Raw genomic sequence first — 20,491 nt, forward strand, 5'->3', positions numbered from 1 at the left:
GAGGAACGAAGGTGGCTTTCGAACGCAAGACTATGGAGAGTATGGTACAGGGCATGGTGGACTGGTCGCGTGCTGTTTCTACCAAAATTACTGATTTTAGTATCGGTTCAAGATCAAGGACGTTACTGGAAGCCGTGGCAAAGGAGTTGGAGGAATACTACGACAAAACTTGGCGGGCCATGCGTAAAGCAATAGGAGAAGGGATCTATTCCGCTTTTGGATTTCCGAAGCTTCCGGCTCTGTACGCAACTGGAACGGTCACGTTTACCCGTGTAACACCAGCAGATACCAATTACCTGATTCCAGTGGGTACCCTAATCAAGACGCAGGCCACAGCTTCCAAAGCTCCGATCAGCTACCGCACCACCTCAGATGCAGTAATAGCAATCGGGGCCATGAGTGTGGATGTGCCTGTAATCTGCTTGACTCCCGGCTTGGACGGCAATACAGAGGCCCAAACCATTACCGATTTTGTATCCAAGCCAACCGGGATTGACACAGTGTTTAACAGTTCCGCCCTGACCAATGGGAAGGAAGAAGAAACAGGGGACGAGCAAAAGAATCGCTTCAAAAAATTTATCGCTTCCTTGTCACGGGGAACGCTGCAATCTATCGAATATGGAGCGACTACCGTCCAACTCACGGATGCAACGGGGCTGGCGACTGAACGTGTGGTAGATTGCCAAGCTCATGAGGATTTGCCCGCTCGCAAAGGGGAAGTAGACTGCTATATTTGGAATGGGGTTGGCACGGCCTCTCATGAACTGTTCGCAGCTATTCAGAAAACTTTGACCGGATATTACGAAGACGGCAAGCCCGTGTATGGCTACAAGTCTGCGGGTATCCAAGTGAATTTATTTTCTGTAACCACTAAGCAGATCGGCATTCGCCTGACGATAACATTCGGTGCAGGATCATCCCTTGATATGATTCAAGGTGACATTGAGCGAGAAATACGTGACTTCTTTTCATCCATCAAGCAAGGTCAGGAACTGGTTCAGACTGAGCTGGAAACCCGCATAAAGCTGCTGAGTGGCATATATGATGTGAAATTGGATTTATCCGTGGATGGTGGCACAACATGGTCCGATGCTAATCCGGCAGCAGGCAAAACCGAGAAGCTTGTTCCGCAGTTCCCGATAATCTACCGGGAGGCGGGCGTATGAGGATTTTAAAAAAGCTGTTGGACAACCTGGGTGATAAATGGCTCAAGCTTCCGAAGGAGGTCCCGTTTTTAACGCTTGGGCGTGGAACTGGCCTGCATAGTATGGTGACGGTGGACGAGGGAGTCCTTTATTTTCACAGTGCGCCATACCGCGCCGAGCTGCCGGACAAGCAATCCGTTAATCTCCAAGGGCTGGGTACGATGGGATTAATCGACGCTATACACGACTTGGGATATAACGCAGTTTTAGCGTCTGAAACACTCAGGCTGAATGCTGTACCGCTGGCGCTCCTTGAGGTTGAGAACTTACCAGTTGCTTCCACGCTTAATGCTTTTACGAGCGGAGTTTGGCGGCGTATGTATCCGGTATACCGTGCATTACGTAAGGCAGAGGTGGACACGGATCTGGCACTGTTGCAATTGGACCGCAATATGGCAACTGGACGCTGGCTCGATTACTGGGGCAGCTTCTTCGGCTTGCAGCGTCGTCCCGGCGAGCTGGCTGAATCCTTCCGCCGACGATTTACCATGTGGGTTTTAAATCCCAAGACTAACAATGTGGCTCTACAAGAATTGTTGGCCTACCAGTTGGGCGAATCTGGCGGCGTAGAGGTGTACGACAAGGCTCCTGCTGTCTTGGGTGTTCGGTTGGATGCTAAATATACGGAAAGCACGGAAACCCTCTCTTCAATGCGAAGTATTTTGCTGGAGAACAAAGGGGGAGGTATTGCCTTTACTACTTCTGTCCATGTATATACCCCTATTCAGAACGGACATTCCTACCGGAGTAGGTTGCGTTTGCGATCCGCAGTACAATTTTTTGGTGGCCGTCCTTGGTATCTGGATGGTCTGGAAGTGCTGAACGGGTCCGCTTCACTATCTGGATGGACCGGAGGACGGATGCGGTATGTTAATATGCTGGAGCTGAAGACAAAGCACCGTATTGAGAACAGACAAGAAGGTAGAGTAAAGGCGCGAAAAAATTATTGGTTGCTCGATGGTGCCGTTATGCTCGATGGAAGTCGGACATTAAGCTCAACGGAAACTATCACAGAAGTTTAGAAAGGATGGTATTCATGGCAGAACAAATATTGACGGTAACCACAGCCTATGCCAGAGTGCAGATGGCCCGAGCGCGGGCTGAGGGTGGCACGTTGACTAAAGTGGTAAAAATGGCATTTGGTAGTGGAGGCGTGGATGCAGAAGGCAAGCCGCTTCCGTTGGATGGTACAGAGCAGTCCTTAAAGTCGGAGCTGCTGCAAAAGGATATCTCCAGCTTTGAGTTTATTGCCCCGGCAACGATCCGGTATATTTGCTCGCTTGCAGAGACCGAACTGGCCGGGAAAACGATCAATGAGTTGGCCTTGGTAGATTCAGCGGGGAAGCTGACGGCCATACGCACTATGGCCAATAAGATCAAGGACGCGGACATGGAATTCATTTTTGAGATCGACGACATCTATTGATAAGGAGGAAATGACTGATGGCAATTAAAGAGCCAAGAAAGTTTGTCACTACAGACCAGGGACATGCAGATGTGCTCAACATCCCGATCACAACGCTGTACGAGAATGACCAGGCGTTGGCCGCGCAGTTAGAGAGCATCAAAACCGATCCGGCTGGGAACGACATTGCATCCAAGGCAGCGCTGGACAATCATGCTGCAAATACAGACCTTCACGTCACAGCCGCCAAGCAAGCGGTATGGAATGCAGCAGAAGGAAGTGCCAAGAAGTATACAGAACAGTACGCGGCTCCCAAGGCACATACACACCTTGCATCGGATCTGCCTTCCGCATCAACACAGGCGCGGGGCATTGTACAGCTTAATACTTCTACTGGCAGCACAGCTACAGATCAAGCAGCCACGCCGAGCGCGGTAAAGGTGGCTAATGATCGAGCCAATGAAGCATACAACCGGGCAGACCAAGCTTTTACGCAAGCCGTTGATCTTAAAAATAAAATCGTAGGCGCGATCAACGGCAAGTTCGGAGGCGCCAGTCCTGACATGAGCAGCGATCAGATAGCGGCAGTAATCACAAATGCACCTGTAAAACGGTTTGCTTCCGGCACGTTCAACGGCCAGAGCGCACAGGCTACGAGTAGCGCGAATAGAGTGGACATGACTGTATCCGTTAGTTTGCCATTTACCGTTAAACGCGTGTTTATACGGGTCGTATTGGCGGATACACAGGGCACGTCCACGTCGAGACAAGTGGACGCCTTCGTCATGACTTCCAACGTATTCGGCGATAATCAGGGCGCAATGGGCTGGAGAAACAACGCTGTAAGCATCGGATATCTCGAACCTCCGATACAAGGGTTTAGCGTAAAATTGTCTGGTAGCAAGATAGACGCGTACGCAGGTGGTACTTATATCGCTAAGTTGTCTGCGTGGGAATGGTGGGCGTTCGAATAATAGAGAGGAAGGTTAACATGAAAATAGGACCAAAAGTATACTGGCGGCGGGCAAGCGGAGAGGTAATTTTCGTTACGCCGCAAATAGAGTCGAATTCTGTACGCGAAACTGACAAGGCGGACGACATGGGATTTTACCCGCAACTACAAGGGTTTGACCAGGAACAGGTGGACGTATTGAAACTGGAGTTTGATAAGTACACTCAGGACTTTCAGCGGGCTACAGGCTATTGGGTTAACCCAACAACCGGATTGATAGAGTTTGCTTATCCAGTTGAGGGCGGCGATGCAGATCCGGAATACCAAGCCCCACTTACAGATCAGGTAAGCGAACTAAAGGCACGCCAGGACAGTACAGAGGCCGCATTGCTTGCTCTCATGGATACCACTACAACCTAACAAGGAGGTGAGACGTTATGTATGGGTTTTTGTTGAACATGTGGGTTATGAAAAAGGTTGATGAACAGCGGTTGATTTCATACACGCCAAAATTTTTATCGGAAGAAGAACGAAAAGCGATCTTAGCAACAGCGCAAAATGCTTAACCAGCGTATCCAATCGGATGCGCTTTTTTTGTGCCCTCGAATTGGTCGAGGGCTTTAGTTTTGCCAAAAGAACAGGGGGAGCGAGAGTGAGCCAAATTAAAATGTTTGGCAGCACCGTATGGACCGCAATGGTCGGGGCATCGGAAAAGGAGGCGGCGGCAGGGGGAATTACGGCGCTGACTGGTCTGATTGTTACATTTTTGGGTGGGTGGGATAAACCGCTGAAGGTGCTGTTTTATATGATGGTGGCAGATTATATTTTTGGAGTTATCGCAGCTTTTAAAAATAAGAAAGCGGACAGTAATGTGATGTTTTGGGGAGGTATCCGAAAGGCTACGGTTCTAATGGTGGTGGGTTTATCTGCACAAATTGATGACTGGTTACAACCGGATGCGCCTATTTTTAGGATAGCAGCGATTTATTTTTACGCTGGTCGGGAAGGATTGTCACTGGCTGAGAACCTTGGGGCATTGGGAATCCCATTGCCGTTCAAGCTTAAAAATTTCTTGCAGCAGTTGAATGATAAGGGGGATGGAAAGGATGCAACAACGAAACAACCATAATGCCCAAGGGATCGACGTATCTCGTTATCAGGGGGAAATTGATTGGAAGGCGGTTAAGGCGGACGGTATCTCGTTTGCCTTCATCAAAGCAAGTCAGGGACAACGTTATGTCGATCCAACATTTATCACCAACGCAAAAGGAGCCAAGGCAGCAGGCGTGTTGCTGGGAGCTTATCATTTTGTAGATGCAACGAGCGTTGACGCGGCCAAGGCAGAGGCGAGACATTTTGCCGAGGTGCTGGAACGTATTGGAGGCGCGAAAGCGCTGGACCTTCCAACGGTAATGGATTATGAAAACAATCCCGGCAACTTGTCCAAAACGCTTATCAATGCGGTGGCGTTGGCCTTTCTCTTGGAACTTGAACGCCTCACTGGACGCAAGCCTATTATCTATACGGGTAATGCCTTCGCCGCCAATTTCAACGCTTCCTTGGGCGGCTACCCACTATGGATAGCCCGGTACAGTGATACTCGCGTCCCGAGCGACACAGTGACGTGGAGACGCTGGGATATCTGGCAGTACAGCGACAGCGGCAAGGTGGATGGCATTAAGGGAAATGTGGATATGAACGAGTATTCCGGAACGGCGGACGAGCTGCGTACACGTTTCACGGGCCTGCTTACAAAGCCTGTGAAGCAGGAGACAGTAGAGTCAGGTGCGTTTGTTGCAGATGGTAAACAGGCAGGAAAGGCACTACTATTTGGCGGCAGGACGCATGTATCGTTGCGGTCGCTTGCTAATGCTTTGGGTCTGTCGTGTCATTGGGACAACAGCCTCAAGGCCGCTTACCTAAACGGAGCCAAGCTGCAATCTGTCCAACTGGTCGATGGTGTGGCATATGTGCAGCTCAAACCTATTGCGGAGGCATACGGTGCAGTAGTGTCCTGGGATCCAAATTCAAAAATTGCTTCGCTAAAAACGAAAGGGGATAAATAACCATGCAAACATTAATTGAAGGTGTACAACCATACGTGACCACTATTGCTACAGCAGCCGTAGGCGTACTCACAACCGTTATTCTTGCTGGACTGAATACAGTTAAGGTAAAAGTAAATACATGGCTAGAGGCGCGTACAACGGCAGCGCAACGTGAAGTGATCCATAAAATTGCTGGAGAGGGCTTTGCTTTTGCTCAAACAGCATTTAAAGAAGCTGGGGGAGAGCGCAAGCTTCAGGAAGCATTGCAGTATACTACATTGCGTTTGGCAGAACAGGGCATTACTGTATCGGTAGTAGAGCTAAGGTCCGCGATTGAGAAGGCATACTTGGAGTATAGCTCCAAAACGAAGGCAATCGTTACAGAATCACAACCGAACGAAGAAGCTACTCAAGCGGCTGCTAAGGAGGCTGTCTCTTCTTTAGCTGCACAAGTCACGGCAATCCTTTCACAAGCTACTGGGACAGATACCGTGGTAAGCGGGAAACCGGAAACGGTGCAAGATACGGCTCCCGTAGCACAGACTGTAACTGATTAAAGTAAACACCCTACTGGCGTATGCTGGTAGGGTGTTTTTAGGTTGAATGATATTTCAATTTTTTTGTGCTTTTTTTGTCTTTATGTAGTTTTCTGATAATGCGTATAATATCGCTAATAAACCCACAGTTATTCCCCAGTTAATATTGAATTCTTGAGCATCACTGATTTTATTGTAAATTATTCCACTAATGAGTATTGCCCACCCAATATATAACATCATTATAAGCCCTCCTTAATTTAATGAGTCCTTTTTGTTAATACATAGTCTATCAGGACTAGGAATATTTATCTAGATATGATTTGTATATATCAGGAATAACAATGAAATTTTTACCTTGCATAATACATAAAATATCCCAAATACACGGGGAATTGTATTGCCACATATAGGTGGTGAATATAGAATTAAAGGATATTTGTTACCAATTGTAAAGGGGTATATATCATGTGGGAAGCTGTAAGGTTTCTATTCTTTTCAAGCGTGGAGTCATACGCGGCGTTTTCATTAATGCTTTCTATTTTTAGGCTTAAACCGTTGGAATTTGTTTGGCCTGCTTTGTTTAGCTTTTTAATTATGAACCTGATTAGTTTTTTTCTAAGAGAACAGTTATCTTTATCTTTTATGGTTCCGGCTATAAGTACGATCATATTTATATTGCTTATTACTATTGTAGTCAGAGTCCCTATTTTATGGGCTGCGATCATAGCTATGACGGGCATGTTTCTTTACACTACGTTTCAGGCTATTGTTATACTATCGCTTTTTGGTAGTTTCTCAAAGGACATGCAGTATTCCTCTGCTGGTACAGTTGTTCAAATAGTGACGAGTTCATGGATTTTCTTTTTTGTCTGGATACTACTGAAATTCAAGATAGGATTCACAGCCGAATTTGAACGTTTACGCTTCAAATGGGAACATATAGTGGTTGTTCTCATAATAATAATCGGCCTCGTCGCCTCGTCAACTGTAATGTATTATAATAACTTGCTATTTATAATATTGGTTCTCGCGCTATTGGCGGGCTTGTTATTATATTATGCAGTAATAAAAGAAAGAGAGGAATTTGCCGATGATTGAAATGATGGCTTTACGAATAGCCACGCACATTAAACATGCTGTGCCGGATCATCCAGCCTCAACCCAAGTGCTAAAATTTGTACTGGCGGCAATACTAAACACGGTTTTCATTATCACTCTGACTCTCACTGTATCCCTGTTTACAGGAAAATTGATAGAGGTTGTTATAATAATGGTAGCATTCGCTTTTTTAAGACAAATGACAGGAGGGCTACACCTTAAAAGTGGTATGGGATGCGTTGTTGTGTCCACGTTACTGTTTACCGGGCTGTCTTTTGTCCACTTGGATTATAAGTGGACAATGGGGGCGACTATTGCCAGCACGCTGTTAATCCTTGTGTTCGCGCCTGCCGGGATCGAGAACCAAACCCGTATACCTCCAAAGTATTTTCCGTTGTTGAAAGTAGCTGCTTTAATCTTGGTTGGATTTAACCTTTGGTTTGCCAATCCGATTACGGCTGTAAGTTTTTTAACGCAGACTTTGTTATTAATTAACATAAGGAGGTGATATCGTATGAAAAAAAGTACCTATTATGCTATCGCTACATGTCTTGCTTCAATAGGAGTTATGATAGTAAGTGTTGCAAGTATAGCCTTTATCTATAACCCGGAGCCACCAGCAGAATTGTTTGAGTAGGGGGGATTTTCGTGGTAAGTGTGATGGTCGATCCTAAAGGGTTAGAAGGGTACATTGATTTACGAGTCAATTCAATATGGTATATAAGTTATAAGCGAATACTTAATAGGCTCGTAGTACACACTGAAACGGATCAATATTATATGACAGGTCCATTGAAATACTGTATGACGGCCCTAAATGAGAGTGGTCACAAATTCGTTTATGTGGATAGAAGTAATATTATCAACGCTGATAACGTTGTTATGATAAATTCCTTATTCAAAGTGGCGTATTTTACGGATGTTGTAACTAGGAAAACGAAGCGATGTGAAATTGCTCATAACCGTTATGATGAAGCTATCAACAAAATAGGAATATTAAATCCCAACGTCATATTCTCTTAGACCACTTATAAAGTGGTCTTTTTTGTCGAAATAAAAACTAAATATTGTCGAATAGAGTCGTTAAATGGCAGGAGTTCAGCATGCCGAATTTATGTTGCCAAAGACCCTGATTTTGGGATTTAATATAGGTATAAGGCTCGATTTTGAAAATAAAGGCAGGTGGTTAAAACTATATAATTACATAGATTGGGGTGCGACAAAAAAACGCCTCTCATAAGAGAGACGCATAAATGTGGGTTGGCATCCCTGCCAGGATAGCCAAGTAAGTCCCACCTTAAAATATTCACCGTGAGTATACAGGATATTTATTTACCAGTAAAGACAAACAAATAAGGAGTACATCAATGCAGACACACCGAATAGAGATTAAATGGGACGTGAAGAAAGAGAATGCTGAAATTTATATCCAATCCGTAATTCAGGTATTAGAAATCAAGCCCCCTATTGTGATTCATGTAGAGGCTCCATCATGGAAGCACACATTCACTTGTCAGGAGTAAGTGCTCTTTTTGTTGGGTAACGAAAGGGTAACGGCAGGTTAATTTAGCCCTATTTTTTCCTACTCAAGTACGACAGTGCTCATTAAAAAAAACCCTTATAGATAAAGCGATTTTATCAAGTACGACAGTTTCAAACGATATGGGCGGCATGATGTAAGAATGCCAAAAACCCTTGTTGTAGCAAGGGTTTAGGTGATCGGTATGTTAATTTGTTAACAAATTTTTACCTCTGATCAGATTTTTTGAGGCTCTCATTAGTTCGCTGAACTTTTGAGCAGCCTCTTTTCTTTTTAGCTTAGTTATATGAAGGTATATTCTGCGCGTTATCTCGTCGTTCGCATGTCCTAGCCGCTGCATGATTTGTTCGAGAGTGGCTTCGGCTTCAGCTAATAGTGACGTATGGGTATGGCGAAGTGAGTGCGGGGTGAGATCAGGATTAAGTCCGGCTAGTTTTAAAAGTCTCTTCATCCTGAGTTCAACCATTTTTATAACTTGAGGATACCCAGCAAATTTGCCGACTCTCGCGAATATAAAACCCTGATCGTGATATGAAGTGCACCCCTTAGAATAGACATTGGAATAAACCCCTGGTTTATCCGATGAATTTCTAGGGGGTGCATTTTTATGCCAGCGAAAAAAGGACAGAAGTTTAAAGAGTATACGTTTGAAACCAAAGTAGAGGCCATACGGCTTCATATCGAAGAAGGTTGGACATATCGTAAACTCATGGAGAAGTTCGGGATTGCAGATCGACATCGGTTGAAAGAATGGATGCAGAAGTACAAGAAACTCGGTGAATTCGGACTTATGGACCAGCGAGGACGACGGAAGGAATATATGGACCAGGACAGGTACGTCCAAAAGTTAAAACGGGAAAACGAAATGCTAAAAAAGTGTTTGGAAATCTGGATGCAGGAGATGAGGCGCACAAGTATGTAACGATTGAGAAGGCCGCTAAAGAGTATCCAGTTAGCGAACTCTGTAAGCTATTTAAGGTCTCTAGAAGTGGATATTACGCCTTCTTAAAACGGAGAGATGCAGATCGAGATCGGGACGCGAAAGCACTTGTGAAGAAAGTGTATGAGCAGTATAACGGGGTCTACGGCTACCGTCAAATCCAACTATTTTTGCAGCACGATCATGGCGTCTGGATGAACCATAAAAAGGTACTCCGGCTCATGCAGGTCTTGGGAATCCGCTCACAAATTCGCCTAAAGCATCGCTGCAACTATGCTTCTTCTACGGAAGGTCGTGTGGCGAAAAATCTGCTAAAACAGGATTTCAAGGCGGACAAACCTAATCAAAAATGGGTCACAGATATCACGCAATATCGTGTAGGTGATTGCTGGCTATATCTATCTGCGATTAAAGACTTGTTCAATAACGAAATTATCGCGTACCAGATGAGCCATAGAAATGATAACGAACGGGTTTTACAGACGTTTCGACAAGCCTGGAAACAGCAAAAAGACGTGACTGGCCTCATCGTTCACAGCGACCAGGGATTCCAGTACACGTCCCATGCGTACCATGACATGCTGCCAAAGGTTGGCGCCCGAATCAGCATGTCTCGCCGAGGCAATTGTTATGATAATGCCTCGATGGAGAGCTTCTTCTCGTATCTCAAAACGGAAGGGCTCTACCCATATGATATCCGAAATATGGATGAGGCACAAAGGAGAATAGAAGAATATATTCGATTTTACAACCAATGTCGACCACAACGAAAGTTAAATAAGCTGCCTCCGAAAGAGTATCGGAAGCAGCTTATAGCCTAGGGGCTTTTTTCAGTGTCTATAAAATGGGGTCTTGACCAGGGTTAAGCCAGGTAAGAGTATATGTTGTCCAGCCATTGGGTGATGATATGGTGGAAGTTGTAGACTATGGAGGCCCCGTAGAAAAGTTTTCGCCTGATGCAGTTAAGATTAACGGATCTTTACTTGTTTCGTAAGCAATTTGAATTTAGAGTAGATGTGAAAAAGGACTCCGCTGGTTTATAACCAGTAAGGAGTCCTTTTGGTTTATTCCTGATCACTTCTCGTAAAAATTTTTCCAATCAAGATGTATATGATTAATGCAATAATCACAGCCAGACCATAGTCGATAATAAACTTAATGAGGTTTTCTAATGTGAAAAATCCAGTTCCTGTGTTGTATTGAAAAAATTCTAACCTTCCGTATGTTAGATTCCCGATAATGTTGCCGATGAGCAGCGCGATGATAAATCTCCAAATGTTTTTCACCAAATACCTCCTGAAAAAATAATTAATCAAAATAGAACTTGTCATAAAATCAACTATAGTTTACCATAAATAGAGTAACTATTACATCAATGGTAAATGCATATAAAAAACAATGAGGAGTTGAAGTGATGAAAAAAGTATGGATAACCTCACTAATGGCCGCAACTTTACTATCAGGTGTGATTGCGGTACCAGCCTCAATGTACGCATTGCCTTCTACAGACTCTAATAGTGTTTCTAGTAGTGCTAAGGATTCTCTTAGTGAATCTGAATTACAAGATATCGAAGGTATCGCCGAATACTTCAATTTGTCTGAGCAGGAAAAAAATGATTTTATTAAAGCCATCCAAAATAAAGAAGACCGTGGAGAGTATCAAACACAAGGGAAATTGAGTTGGGCAGTAAAAGCTTTAAAAGCAGGATATGATAAGCTTCCGGCCTCAGTGAAAGCTTTCATTGGAGTAGAGGGGTTCTTACAGATTCTTGGTGTTGTTGATAACTTTACTGGAGCTATTGAAGATGCAATATATGCAGGTGCTTTGCAAGTTACCGGAAATGAAACTGCTGCTTGGTGGGTTACTAAGGCTCTAATGTTGCTTTTATAGGTTATTCAACAATAAGATGAATGGTGTAGATTTTCCTTAAACTAAAAGCTCTGCTAACCTAATTGGTCGGCAGAGTTTTTTTATTTTTGACCGGAGTGTGTGGCGAATATACCAAAAAGATACCTCTCAATAAATGACATATATTGTATAATACGGATTATAAGACAAAATGAGACAGTTGCAGCAGAGCCGTAACGGGGTAATTCAGCCTTAGTTCAAAAATGACTTTCACTTTGTCTTGCTTTGTGATTTTTCCTTGCTTTGAACTAAGGCATTCAACTTTTTTAAGTAGGCATTCTCCATGCGCAAACGTTCTATTCCGCTTGTAACGCCTCGATAGAGCCTTCAACTGGAGTAGGTTTCTTGGATTCTTCTTTCATGGATGGACGCCCCTTTTTCTTTGATTTGAGGGCATATACACCTTCTGTCTCTAGTTGATTCTTCCAACGTAGTACCAGAGAATGTGTTGGTATATTGAAGATCGCAGCTGCTTCGCGGATAGATGTCCCATGTTCGTTTATATAATGAAGCACCTTTAGTTTATCTTCCACGGAATAAGTTGTATAGCCATTTTCAAAACCCTGTTCTCCATGATGTTCGTACTGTCGAATCCATGTTAGGAGTATACTATGCGATACTCCTATACTCCTCGCTATGCTTTTCTGTCCTTCCTTCCCTTCAAGATACCTTTTTACCGCTTGTATTTTTTCTTGTGTGGTCACTTTAGCCATTACAAAAACTGCACCTCCAATGTTAGATGGTGTCTAAGTTATTAAAATTTGCTTATCAGGATTTTTTTGATGACAGACGGTTCAAAAATACAACGCAGAAGAACATTGAAACTATCAAACCATGTTTGGTGAGTTTGTGGAGTTTATTTTTGATTGGTGGGCATTTTGCGATGGAAATTGAAGGATTGGTAAAGGTCGTGATCTCTCGCCCTTATGCATTGACTAAATGACAAGCAATATGTATGATGAGTTAGGCAACATAAAAGCAACTAAAACAACAAGAAGACTATAGTTAAACAAACAGAACGAAGTGAAAAACATGCTAGGTATCGTACAATTTGAATGTGAATGAGGGATATGCTTGGGAGAGGGTACGATCGGAAAGTCTGGGTTTACTCGGGAGATGAAAGGATTAGTTATTCCTTCTGTGCTACAAATGCTTGTTGCTAATTCATTTTCGCTAGTGAATATGCTAATGGTGACCAGCTTGGGAGATGGGGCAGTTGCTGTCACCGCTGCAGTAGGCAGAATCAGCTTCATTTTATCGATGATCCTTACTGCAGTCTATGGGATGACTGCTTATATGACCCAGTACCACGGAAAACAGCAGCATACGCTTATGCGAGCAACATTCGGTTTTATGCTGTTGACGGGAATCTGCATCAGTCTTCTGGCGTTTGTTGTTGTGTGGATCTGGAAGGAGCCGATTCTTTCTCTATTTATTAAGGACATTGAAATACTACAGCTTGGTATTCAATACCTTACGATCATGGCTTTTGTTTTTCTGATCAGTGCGATTAGAGATGCTTATGCTCAGGCGCTGGGATCCATAGGGAAGGTTAAGATAACTTTATATGTCGGTCTATGTGCGATGGCGATTAATATTACACTCGACTATGGGCTGATTTACGGGAAGTTGGGTTTACCCAACCTGGGTGTTGCAGGAGCGGCATGGGGAACGTTGATAGCTTCAGGTACGAGTCTTCTGTTTTTGTTTGTTTTCATTTATTGCAAATCGTATTATTTAAATATTCGATTCCAAGAGCTGTTCAGTTTACCTCTGATACTGCGCAAGCAGGTGGTGAAAACGATAACCCCACTAGTGTTTCACGAAGGCATGTGGTCGATCGGAAATATGCTGTATGCCGTAGCTTTTGGTTCATTAAGCATCGCGGCATTGACTACATTCCAGCTTGCAAATACGCTACAAGGATATTTTATGATGGGGATTCACGGATTTGCCTACGCGGCAAAAGTGATGATCGGACAAAAGCTGGGACAGGACAAGCAGGAGCAGGCGCTGGATTATGCTCGCAGATTTACTCGGATTTCGGTCATTACGGGTATAATCGTTAGTGTTGTCATGATGATGGTTTCGCCGTTTGTGTCCTTTATTTTTCCTTACTTAAGTGGGGAGGTTCACGCTTCTTTAGGAAATATCCTTCTGCTGCAGGCTGTGACAATGACCGCATTTTTCTTGAATAATGTATGGATTGTCGGTATGTTTAGAGCAGGTGGAGATAATTTGTTTACGATGAGTATGATTTTAATTACAACATGGGCCATTGCATTACCGGCAGTATTTGTTGGGGCATATGTGCTCCGTCTGCCGCCGGAGTGGGTGTATGCATTATTTTTGTGTGAAGAGTTGAGCAAGGCCTTCATAGGGTATAAACGTTATCGCTCCCAGAAATGGATGCGGAATTTGATTAAGAATGTCCCTGAGACGCCTTCCTCGGCGTTATCTTTATAATGTCCAAGTGAGTGTCTAAATACGTGGGAATAGTAGCGAGGAAGAATAGGAGGATTTGCAATGTCTCTTGCGGGTGAAGAAAGAAAGCTAAGTATTATGAACTTGCTGAACGAGCATGGGAAGGTCATTGCGGGCGACCTGGCACGCATGTTCGAGGTTACAACAGAAACGATTCGTAGAGATTTGGATGAGCTGGAGAAGGAGAATAAGCTCAAGAAGGTGTATGGCGGTGCGATCAAGCTGAAGGTAGAGGTAGAGCCAGCATTGTTTGAAAGAGCCTGTATTAACCAAGAGGCGAAGGAGAAAATTGGATATCTTGCTTTTACACTAATTGATGATCATGACGTTATCTTTATAGATGAAGGCACGACACCGCTTCAGATTATCCCGTATCTATCTCAGAAGCAGCAGGTTACCGTTCTAACGAGCTCGATCTCTGCCATGATGTCCTTGATCGAGCTCAAAAAACGAGAGCAATTCGATGGCCGAATTATTATGCTTGGCGGCGAAGTGAGCGTGAAGCATCTCCGTGTATCAGGTGCTATTGCAGAAGCAAATATGTCGGATTTTTTTGTGAATAAGGCATTTGTAACTGTAGATGCCTTATCGATGGAGCATGGATTTACAAGCTATGACTATGAAAAAGCAACGTTAACTCGCAAATGGATTCAGCAGTCGGAAACGTCCATTGTTCTGGCGGATTCATCAAAATGGAACAAACGATCGATGGTTAAGATATGCGACTTTGAGAATGTCGATGTGGTTATTTCGGAACTGGAGCCTCCATCAGAATGGAAGGCGCAGTTGGAAGACTCCAATACAAAATGGATGATGCCGAGTGAATCATATACGTGAGGCTTGATTCAGGCGTAAAGCTAGTAGAGAGGGAATTCCTTCTCTACTAGCTTTTTTTGTGTTGTTTGTTGTTGTATTAAATTTGTAATCTCTATGTTAAATATTTGCGATTGCATTGTATTGATTATTTTTTAGCAGTAGAATGATAAAAACAACATAAATAAAAATAAAAGCAATTAAAAACATTTTTTATTTGTGTTCATAATTTTGCGCTTCAGCAGCAGGTTCCTAGTCAATCTGATGATGATAAAAACAGGAGTGGTGACGATGAAAGACGCAGTGTATTTAGACAAAAGCAAAAGGAAGTACAAAGGAAATTTGCACTTACACACGACATGGTCAGATGGATCGCAAGAGGCGCTGGATGTTGTCGTTGCGTTCAAGGATAAGGGCTACGACTTTATCAGTATAACGGATCATGATGTATTCGTTCGTACGGCTGAATATGATACGGATTCTTTCATCGTGCTGCCAGGCATGGAAAGAGGAGGTTTGAATCACGTGCCGGATAAAGACTCTGGCTACCACTTTGGAGTGCTGGGTGATCCGACAATAGAGTCGGAGAAGGAACAATTTCATCATTTGCAATCGTTTGAGATTCCCATTCCTTGGGAGGGATCACAATCTCCGCAGAAGCTAATTGATGAAATGAAGGCTCATGGAAATCTCGTCATTTTCAATCACCCGGAATGGCATTTGACACGTTTCGAGGATATGGTTCAGTACGATGGATTTTTTGCGATTGAAATATACAATCATGCCACGGAATGGACGCCAAGTTCGTCTTATGGAGCGGCCTACTGGGATCATGCGCTTCAAAATGGCAAGCGTGTATTTGGGATCGCTGCTGATGACTCGCACAATCATGACCCAAACAGCAAAATTGCTGAGTATGGGGGCGGATGGGTTTCTGTCGAGGCGGAGGAGCTTTCGCAGCAAGGGATTATAGATGCACTAAAGAAGGGACAGTTTTATTCCAGTTCTGGACCTGAGATCCTGGATTATCGTGTGGAGGATGGGTTCGTCAACGTCGAGTGCTCGCCCTGCCAATATATTATGTTTAAAGCATTTCCACAACGCGGGCCGTTCCTCGTGCAATACGAGACAGGTGAGCTGATGACCTCTGGAAGTATGATGATTCAGAAGGACATGCAATATATTCGGGTCGAATGTGTGGACGAGAAGGGCAGAGTAGCATGGTCTAATCCGATCTTTGTGGGAGATTTGGCGGAGGAGGAACAACAATGAGAGATGCTGTTCTTTTGGATGCTGTCTGTCAAAAGTATAAAGGAAACATTCATGCACACTCTTTTCGCAGTGATGGCGAGTATACCGTAGAGCAAATGATCGAGGCCTATCGCTCTAAGGGCTATGATTTTATGTGCTTGAGTGACCATGAGATCTATTTTCATAGCGATGCGTATGACACGGAAACGTTTATTATGCTGGACGGCTATGAAATGGCTTGCGAGATGGAACGTAATACGACCGGTCAGCAGTATCATCTGCATGGACTTTTGGATCGCTCATTGTTGGCAGAGAAGCCTTTTCAGCATGATGAGGAACATGCAAAGCCGGATTATGAGAGCTTGGATACCATTCAGCAATTGATTGATGAAATGAGGAGCAAAGGAAATCTTGTCATTATGAATCATCCCGAATGGTCTAAAAATCGGGAAGAGGATTTGCATAAACTTGAGGGCTATACAGCGATCGAAATCTATAATCACCAATCCGAAATCCAAGAGGCGGTAGGTTATGGTGTATCCTACTGGGACTATGTTCTCAAGCGAGGCAAGCAGGTAAACGCAATCGCCGCAGACGATGCTCACGGGGGGCCGACTGATATGGTGGTATCCGAATTTTATGGAGGTTGGATAGCTGTAGAGACCGATCAATTAGAGCAACAGGCGATTATCGAGGCCATAAAAGCAGGTCATTATTATAGCTCCAATGGTCCCATGATCCATGATCTTCGCATTGAGAACGACAGGTTTAAAGTCAAATGCTCTCCTGTACGAAGCATTCGTTTTATTACTTTCCCGGACAATGGCTTGGCTGAAATGGATCCGACGGGCCAATGCATCACCGAAGCCGAATATATCATTCAAAATAATGAGCAATATGTACGAGTGGAATGTGTAGATGCATCAGGCAGAGTAGCGTGGAGCAATCCGATCTATCCCAAGTCTGAGTTGCAATGATTGGAGGAGCTATGAGTAACCCATATTTATTATTAACGCCGGGTCCTTTATCGACAACGTCAACGGTCAAAGAGGCGATGCTAAAGGATTGGTGCACTTGGGATCATGAGTATAAGGCGATTGTCGAGCAGATTCGTCTGCAACTATTAGAGGTTGGCTGTGCATCGAAGGAGCACTACACAGCTCTGTTCATGCAAGGCAGTGGTACCTTCGGGATTGAAGCGACAATTGGATCGGTCATTCCAAGTAACGGGAAGCTGTTAATTTTGCAAAATGGCGCGTATGGGAAGCGCATCGAGGAAATCGCAAAGGTGCTTAAAATTCCCCATCTATCTCTTATATTTGAAGCTAATACGCAGGTAGATCCACAAGCAGTGGAGAGGAAACTGGTTGAGGATAAAGCTATTACACATGTGGCCATGGTCCATTGTGAGACGACCACAGGCATTCTGAATCCGCTTGAAGCGGTGATGGATGTGATTAAGCGGAATAATCGAATAGCAATAATTGATGCCATGAGTAGCTTCGGAGGCATTCCGATTGAAGTAGAACAGTTGCAAATCGACTTTATCATCAGCAGCGCGAATAAATGCATTCAGGGTGTCCCAGGCTTTAGCTTTATTCTATGTAAAAGGGATGAGCTCATAAAATGCAAAGGAAAAGCGCGGTCGTTATCGCTTGATTTGTATGACCAGTGGGAGACGATGGAGAAGGATGCTGGCAAATGGCGCTTTACTTCGCCAACGCATGTCGTGCACGCGTTGGCGCAGGCGCTAAAGGAGCTAGATGAAGAGGGCGGCGTGGAAGCCCGTCATGCGCGATATCGGACCAACCAGCAAATCGTCGTGGAAGGGTTGACTCAAGCTGGCTTTACGGCCTACTTGCCAAGGGAGCTACAGTCTCCCATTATTACAACCTTCTTGTATCCAACACATATTCCTTTTGCATTTGAACATTTTTATAACTTCTTGAAGTCGGCTGGTTTTGTCATTTACCCTGGCAAATTAACAGATGCTAATGTATTTCGAATCGGGAATATAGGTGACGTGCATGCCGAGGATATGAAGAAGTTAAGTAAACAAATATTACGTTATGTTGGAGAGATGAAATATGAGAATTGAAGGCATTATTTTAGATTGGGCGGGAACCACAGTTGATTATGGTTGCTTTGCACCGGTGCAGGTCTTTTTGGATATTTTTGAGGAAATAGATATTCCTTTAACGATGGAAGAGGTTCGGGTTCCAATGGGGCAACTGAAGTGGGATCACATTCAAACGTTGTTGCAAATGCCAAGAATAGAAGCCGCTTTTCAGGAGAAATTTGACCGTAGTTATACGGAGGCAGACATTGATGAGCTGCATGATCGTTTCGAGCCTAAGCTACTGGCTATTCTCCCGCAATACGGAAAGCCCAATCCATATGTTGTAGAAACTGTGCATCAATTGAGGCAGCAAGGCTTAAAAATTGGAGCAACGACAGGCTATACTTCCACCATGCTTTCCTTTGTGGAAAAGGCTGCCAAGGAATATGGCTACGAACCTGATCATTGGGTAACTCCTGACCTGGTTATGGATAAAGGCAGACCTTATCCGTATATGATCTATGAAAATATGAAGCAGCTTGGTCTGGGTCATCATGCTCAAGTGGTTAAGGTCGGAGATACGATTTCTGACATTCAAGAGGCGAATAGTGCTGGTGTATGGGCGATTGGCATTGTGAAAGGCAGCTCTATGCTTGGTCTTACGGAAGCTGAGGTAGAGTCTTTGTCCCCAGAGGAAGAACGTCAGATTATTGCTGGTGTGCGTAAGAACTATATGGAAGCAGGAGCGCATGGCGTTATTGAGGACATGTCACAGTTGCCTGCGATGATTGAGCAAATCAATGAACGTTTGATGAATAAGGAGCTGCCTTATGCCAATCCGCATCAATAGTCGTATAGAAGGAGATATCAATGGAACGGATGAACGTCAAGCTTGGCAAGATGAGCATCTAAGTGAAGAGACGCTTGCTGTCTTGGACCAGGATAGCAAGCTCTTTCTTCATCAGTCGATGTCCACGCCATGTTTAAATGCCATTGTAAGTGCAGAGGGAATATACATTGAGGATGTGGATGGACGCAGAGTAATGGACTTTCATGGAAATAGCGTTCATCAGGTGGGTTACAAAAATGAGCATGTAATGAATGCCATCATTAAACAGATGCAGCAGCTGCCATTTCTGCCCCGCCGTTATACGAGCCAGGTTGCGATTGATCTGGCACAGAAGCTGACCGAGCTTGCACCGGGAGATTTGAACAAGGTGCTATTTGCACCCGGAGGTACAAGTGCTATTGGAATAGCACTAAAGCTTGCACGCAGAGCAACCGGTAAGCACAAAACCATTTCGACGTGGGATTCCTTTCATGGCGCAAGCCTGGATGCAATATCGGTTGGTGGCGAAGCTGTATTCAGGAGTGGGATTGGACCGTTGATGACTGGAACAGAGCATATGATGCCTTATAACAGCTATCGTTCAATTTTTGGTGAAGGAGAAACGGCAGCTGCCAAAAATCTGGACTACCTATCCTATATGTTGGAACGAGAAGTTGATGTGTGCGCTGTCATTCTTGAGCCTATTCGAAGCACGGATGTACAGATTCCTAGTGTTGCCTATATGCAACGACTTCGTCAAATCTGCGACGATTATGGCGTGTTGCTCATATTGGATGAAATACCGACGGCATTAGGTCGTACAGGCAAAATGTTCGTTCACGAGCATTATGATATTGTTCCAGATATCGTCGTCATTGGTAAAGGTTTTGGAGGCGGGATTTTTCCGATGGCGGGCATCGTTGCGAGAGAGCATTTGGATATTGCGGGCGATATTTCACTCGGACATTATACCCATGAGAAAAGCGCTGTAGGCTGTGCGGCAGCTTTGGCTACCATTGAATACATCGAAAAGGAAAACCTGCTTGACCATGCGCAAAGTATGGAGAAATGGCTGCTTTTTCATCTTGGGGAATTGCAGAAGAAGTATGCCGTAATAGGTGATGTTCGGGTTAAAGGCATGCTTGCGGCAATAGAACTCGTATCTGATCGCGAGACAAAAAAGAAGGAAGTGACAGGCGCTGAGAAAGTTCTCTATGAATGCTTGTCCCGAGGACTAAGCTTCAAGGTATCCAGCGGAAATGTCATTACGCTTGTTCCCCCACTAATTACCAGTATTACACAAATGGAGGAAGCTATTTTGATTTTGGATCAATCACTGGAGGAAGTATTCACAAAATGAAAACAGATTAATAACTCATGAAAACAACATGAACGCAATTAAAAATAAAATAAAACAAA

The 20,491-nt window shown here is 44.1% G+C and carries 27 protein-coding genes and 2 pseudogenes; 25 read left to right on the forward strand and 4 right to left on the reverse strand.

Annotated features, from left to right (window positions below; genetic code table 11):
• Positions 1-11: 11 nt before the first annotated feature.
• The 9 genes from E0698_RS01200 to E0698_RS01235 all read left to right on the forward strand — a co-directional run bounded on the left by E0698_RS01200 (position 12) and on the right by E0698_RS01235 (position 6,167).
• Positions 12-1,166: a baseplate J/gp47 family protein gene (locus E0698_RS01200; protein ID WP_192510337.1), complete on the forward strand. Its 1,155-nt coding sequence runs from the start codon at positions 12-14 to the stop codon at positions 1,164-1,166.
• The gene (locus E0698_RS01205; protein ID WP_192510338.1) at positions 1,163-2,227 is read left to right on the forward strand and encodes a hypothetical protein; all 1,065 of its coding nucleotides are present in this window, start codon (positions 1,163-1,165) and stop codon (positions 2,225-2,227) included. The genes E0698_RS01200 and E0698_RS01205 overlap by 4 nt, the downstream gene beginning before the upstream one ends.
• A 14-nt stretch (positions 2,228-2,241) precedes the next feature.
• Positions 2,242-2,631: a phage tail-collar fiber domain-containing protein gene (locus E0698_RS01210; protein ID WP_192510339.1), complete on the forward strand. Its 390-nt coding sequence runs from the start codon at positions 2,242-2,244 to the stop codon at positions 2,629-2,631.
• 17 nt (positions 2,632-2,648) lie between these two features.
• Positions 2,649-3,584, forward strand: coding sequence for a phage tail protein (locus E0698_RS01215; protein ID WP_192510340.1), 936 nt, complete (start codon positions 2,649-2,651; stop codon positions 3,582-3,584).
• A gap of 17 nt (positions 3,585-3,601) precedes the next feature.
• Entirely contained in the window at positions 3,602-3,982 is a 381-nt protein-coding gene (locus tag E0698_RS01220) for a hypothetical protein (RefSeq protein WP_192510341.1), read from the forward strand.
• A 17-nt stretch (positions 3,983-3,999) separates the two neighbouring features.
• Entirely contained in the window at positions 4,000-4,128 is a 129-nt protein-coding gene (locus tag E0698_RS27280) for a hypothetical protein (protein WP_273041278.1), read from the forward strand.
• 86 nt (positions 4,129-4,214) lie between these two features.
• Positions 4,215-4,691 (forward strand): phage holin family protein, encoded by a 477-nt coding sequence (locus tag E0698_RS01225; RefSeq protein WP_337915865.1) that lies wholly within the window; start codon positions 4,215-4,217, stop codon positions 4,689-4,691.
• On the forward strand, positions 4,669-5,628 hold the full coding sequence (locus E0698_RS01230) for a GH25 family lysozyme (RefSeq protein ID WP_192510342.1): 960 nt from the start codon (positions 4,669-4,671) through the stop codon (positions 5,626-5,628). The genes E0698_RS01225 and E0698_RS01230 overlap by 23 nt, the downstream gene beginning before the upstream one ends.
• A 2-nt stretch (positions 5,629-5,630) precedes the next feature.
• Positions 5,631-6,167, forward strand: coding sequence for a phage holin, LLH family (locus tag E0698_RS01235; RefSeq protein ID WP_192510343.1), 537 nt, complete (start codon positions 5,631-5,633; stop codon positions 6,165-6,167).
• A gap of 54 nt (positions 6,168-6,221) precedes the next feature.
• On the opposite strand, the gene E0698_RS01240 is transcribed toward E0698_RS01235, so the two are convergent.
• The gene (locus E0698_RS01240; protein ID WP_192510344.1) at positions 6,222-6,389 is read right to left on the reverse strand and encodes a hypothetical protein; all 168 of its coding nucleotides are present in this window, start codon (positions 6,387-6,389) and stop codon (positions 6,222-6,224) included.
• A gap of 225 nt (positions 6,390-6,614) precedes the next feature.
• Here E0698_RS01240 and E0698_RS01245 point away from each other — a divergent pair, with 225 nt between their 5' ends.
• The 5 genes from E0698_RS01245 (at position 6,615) to E0698_RS01265 (ending at position 8,770) form a co-directional block, all read left to right on the forward strand.
• Positions 6,615-7,247 (forward strand): hypothetical protein, encoded by a 633-nt coding sequence (locus tag E0698_RS01245; protein WP_192510345.1) that lies wholly within the window; start codon positions 6,615-6,617, stop codon positions 7,245-7,247.
• Positions 7,240-7,755 (forward strand): accessory gene regulator ArgB-like protein, encoded by a 516-nt coding sequence (locus tag E0698_RS01250; RefSeq protein ID WP_192510346.1) that lies wholly within the window; start codon positions 7,240-7,242, stop codon positions 7,753-7,755. Before E0698_RS01245 ends, E0698_RS01250 begins: the two co-directional genes overlap by 8 nt.
• A gap of 6 nt (positions 7,756-7,761) precedes the next feature.
• Entirely contained in the window at positions 7,762-7,884 is a 123-nt protein-coding gene (locus E0698_RS01255; RefSeq protein WP_192510347.1) for a cyclic lactone autoinducer peptide, read from the forward strand.
• 23 nt (positions 7,885-7,907) lie between these two features.
• On the forward strand, positions 7,908-8,270 hold the full coding sequence (locus E0698_RS27580; protein ID WP_425339326.1) for a LytTR family transcriptional regulator DNA-binding domain-containing protein: 363 nt from the start codon (positions 7,908-7,910) through the stop codon (positions 8,268-8,270).
• A gap of 344 nt (positions 8,271-8,614) precedes the next feature.
• On the forward strand, positions 8,615-8,770 hold the full coding sequence (locus tag E0698_RS01265; protein WP_192510348.1) for a hypothetical protein: 156 nt from the start codon (positions 8,615-8,617) through the stop codon (positions 8,768-8,770).
• Positions 8,771-8,974: 204 nt separating this feature from the next.
• On the opposite strand, the gene E0698_RS01270 is transcribed toward E0698_RS01265, so the two are convergent.
• A complete protein-coding gene (locus tag E0698_RS01270; protein ID WP_337915869.1) occupies positions 8,975-9,466 on the reverse strand; it encodes a tyrosine-type recombinase/integrase in 492 nt (163 codons plus the stop codon).
• Here E0698_RS01270 and E0698_RS01275 point away from each other — a divergent pair.
• The 3 genes and pseudogenes from E0698_RS01275 to E0698_RS26530 form a co-directional block, all read left to right on the forward strand.
• Positions 9,395-9,709, forward strand: a complete 315-nt coding sequence (locus E0698_RS01275; protein WP_223264208.1) for a helix-turn-helix domain-containing protein — start codon at positions 9,395-9,397, stop codon at positions 9,707-9,709. The two genes, E0698_RS01270 and E0698_RS01275, sit on opposite strands and share 72 nt — an antisense overlap.
• On the forward strand, positions 9,664-10,548 hold the full coding sequence (locus E0698_RS01280; RefSeq protein WP_192510349.1) for an IS3 family transposase: 885 nt from the start codon (positions 9,664-9,666) through the stop codon (positions 10,546-10,548). The genes E0698_RS01275 and E0698_RS01280 overlap by 46 nt, the downstream gene beginning before the upstream one ends.
• Positions 10,549-10,589: 41 nt before the next feature.
• Positions 10,590-10,770 (forward strand): annotated as a pseudogene (locus E0698_RS26530) (hypothetical protein); the annotation flags it as partial.
• Between the two features lie 21 nt (positions 10,771-10,791).
• Here E0698_RS26530 and E0698_RS01285 read toward each other — a convergent pair.
• Positions 10,792-11,013, reverse strand: coding sequence for a hypothetical protein (locus tag E0698_RS01285; RefSeq protein ID WP_192510350.1), 222 nt, complete (start codon positions 11,011-11,013; stop codon positions 10,792-10,794).
• A gap of 128 nt (positions 11,014-11,141) precedes the next feature.
• Here E0698_RS01285 and E0698_RS01290 point away from each other — a divergent pair, with 128 nt between their 5' ends.
• Complete coding sequence (locus E0698_RS01290) at positions 11,142-11,618, forward strand: hypothetical protein (RefSeq protein ID WP_192510351.1); 477 nt, start codon at positions 11,142-11,144, stop codon at positions 11,616-11,618.
• Between the two features lie 169 nt (positions 11,619-11,787).
• On the opposite strand, the pseudogene E0698_RS01295 reads toward E0698_RS01290, so the two are convergent.
• Positions 11,788-12,349: pseudogene (locus E0698_RS01295) on the reverse strand (transposase); the annotation flags it as partial.
• Between the two features lie 403 nt (positions 12,350-12,752).
• Between E0698_RS01295 and E0698_RS01300 the strand changes: the two are divergent.
• From E0698_RS01300 to E0698_RS01330, 7 genes are all read left to right on the forward strand, one after another.
• Entirely contained in the window at positions 12,753-14,102 is a 1,350-nt protein-coding gene (locus E0698_RS01300; protein ID WP_192510353.1) for an MATE family efflux transporter, read from the forward strand.
• Positions 14,103-14,162: 60 nt separating this feature from the next.
• Positions 14,163-14,957, forward strand: coding sequence for a DeoR/GlpR family DNA-binding transcription regulator (locus E0698_RS01305; RefSeq protein WP_044647872.1), 795 nt, complete (start codon positions 14,163-14,165; stop codon positions 14,955-14,957).
• 267 nt (positions 14,958-15,224) lie between these two features.
• Positions 15,225-16,205 carry a CehA/McbA family metallohydrolase gene (locus E0698_RS01310; protein WP_192510354.1) on the forward strand — a complete coding sequence of 327 codons (981 nt, stop codon included), beginning with the start codon at positions 15,225-15,227 and terminating at the stop codon, positions 16,203-16,205.
• On the forward strand, positions 16,202-17,161 hold the full coding sequence (locus E0698_RS01315; protein ID WP_192510355.1) for a CehA/McbA family metallohydrolase: 960 nt from the start codon (positions 16,202-16,204) through the stop codon (positions 17,159-17,161). Before E0698_RS01310 ends, E0698_RS01315 begins: the two co-directional genes overlap by 4 nt.
• A gap of 11 nt (positions 17,162-17,172) precedes the next feature.
• The gene (gene phnW, locus E0698_RS01320; RefSeq protein ID WP_192510356.1) at positions 17,173-18,282 is read left to right on the forward strand and encodes a 2-aminoethylphosphonate--pyruvate transaminase; all 1,110 of its coding nucleotides are present in this window, start codon (positions 17,173-17,175) and stop codon (positions 18,280-18,282) included.
• Positions 18,272-19,093: a phosphonoacetaldehyde hydrolase gene (gene phnX / locus E0698_RS01325; protein ID WP_192510357.1), complete on the forward strand. Its 822-nt coding sequence runs from the start codon at positions 18,272-18,274 to the stop codon at positions 19,091-19,093. Before phnW ends, phnX begins: the two co-directional genes overlap by 11 nt.
• Positions 19,074-20,432 carry an aspartate aminotransferase family protein gene (locus E0698_RS01330; protein ID WP_192510358.1) on the forward strand — a complete coding sequence of 453 codons (1,359 nt, stop codon included), beginning with the start codon at positions 19,074-19,076 and terminating at the stop codon, positions 20,430-20,432. The genes phnX and E0698_RS01330 overlap by 20 nt, the downstream gene beginning before the upstream one ends.
• Positions 20,433-20,491: the final 59 nt, after the last annotated feature.

Source organism: Paenibacillus sp. 23TSA30-6 (genome assembly GCF_014858585.1).
Lineage (GTDB): Bacteria > Bacillota > Bacilli > Paenibacillales > Paenibacillaceae > Paenibacillus.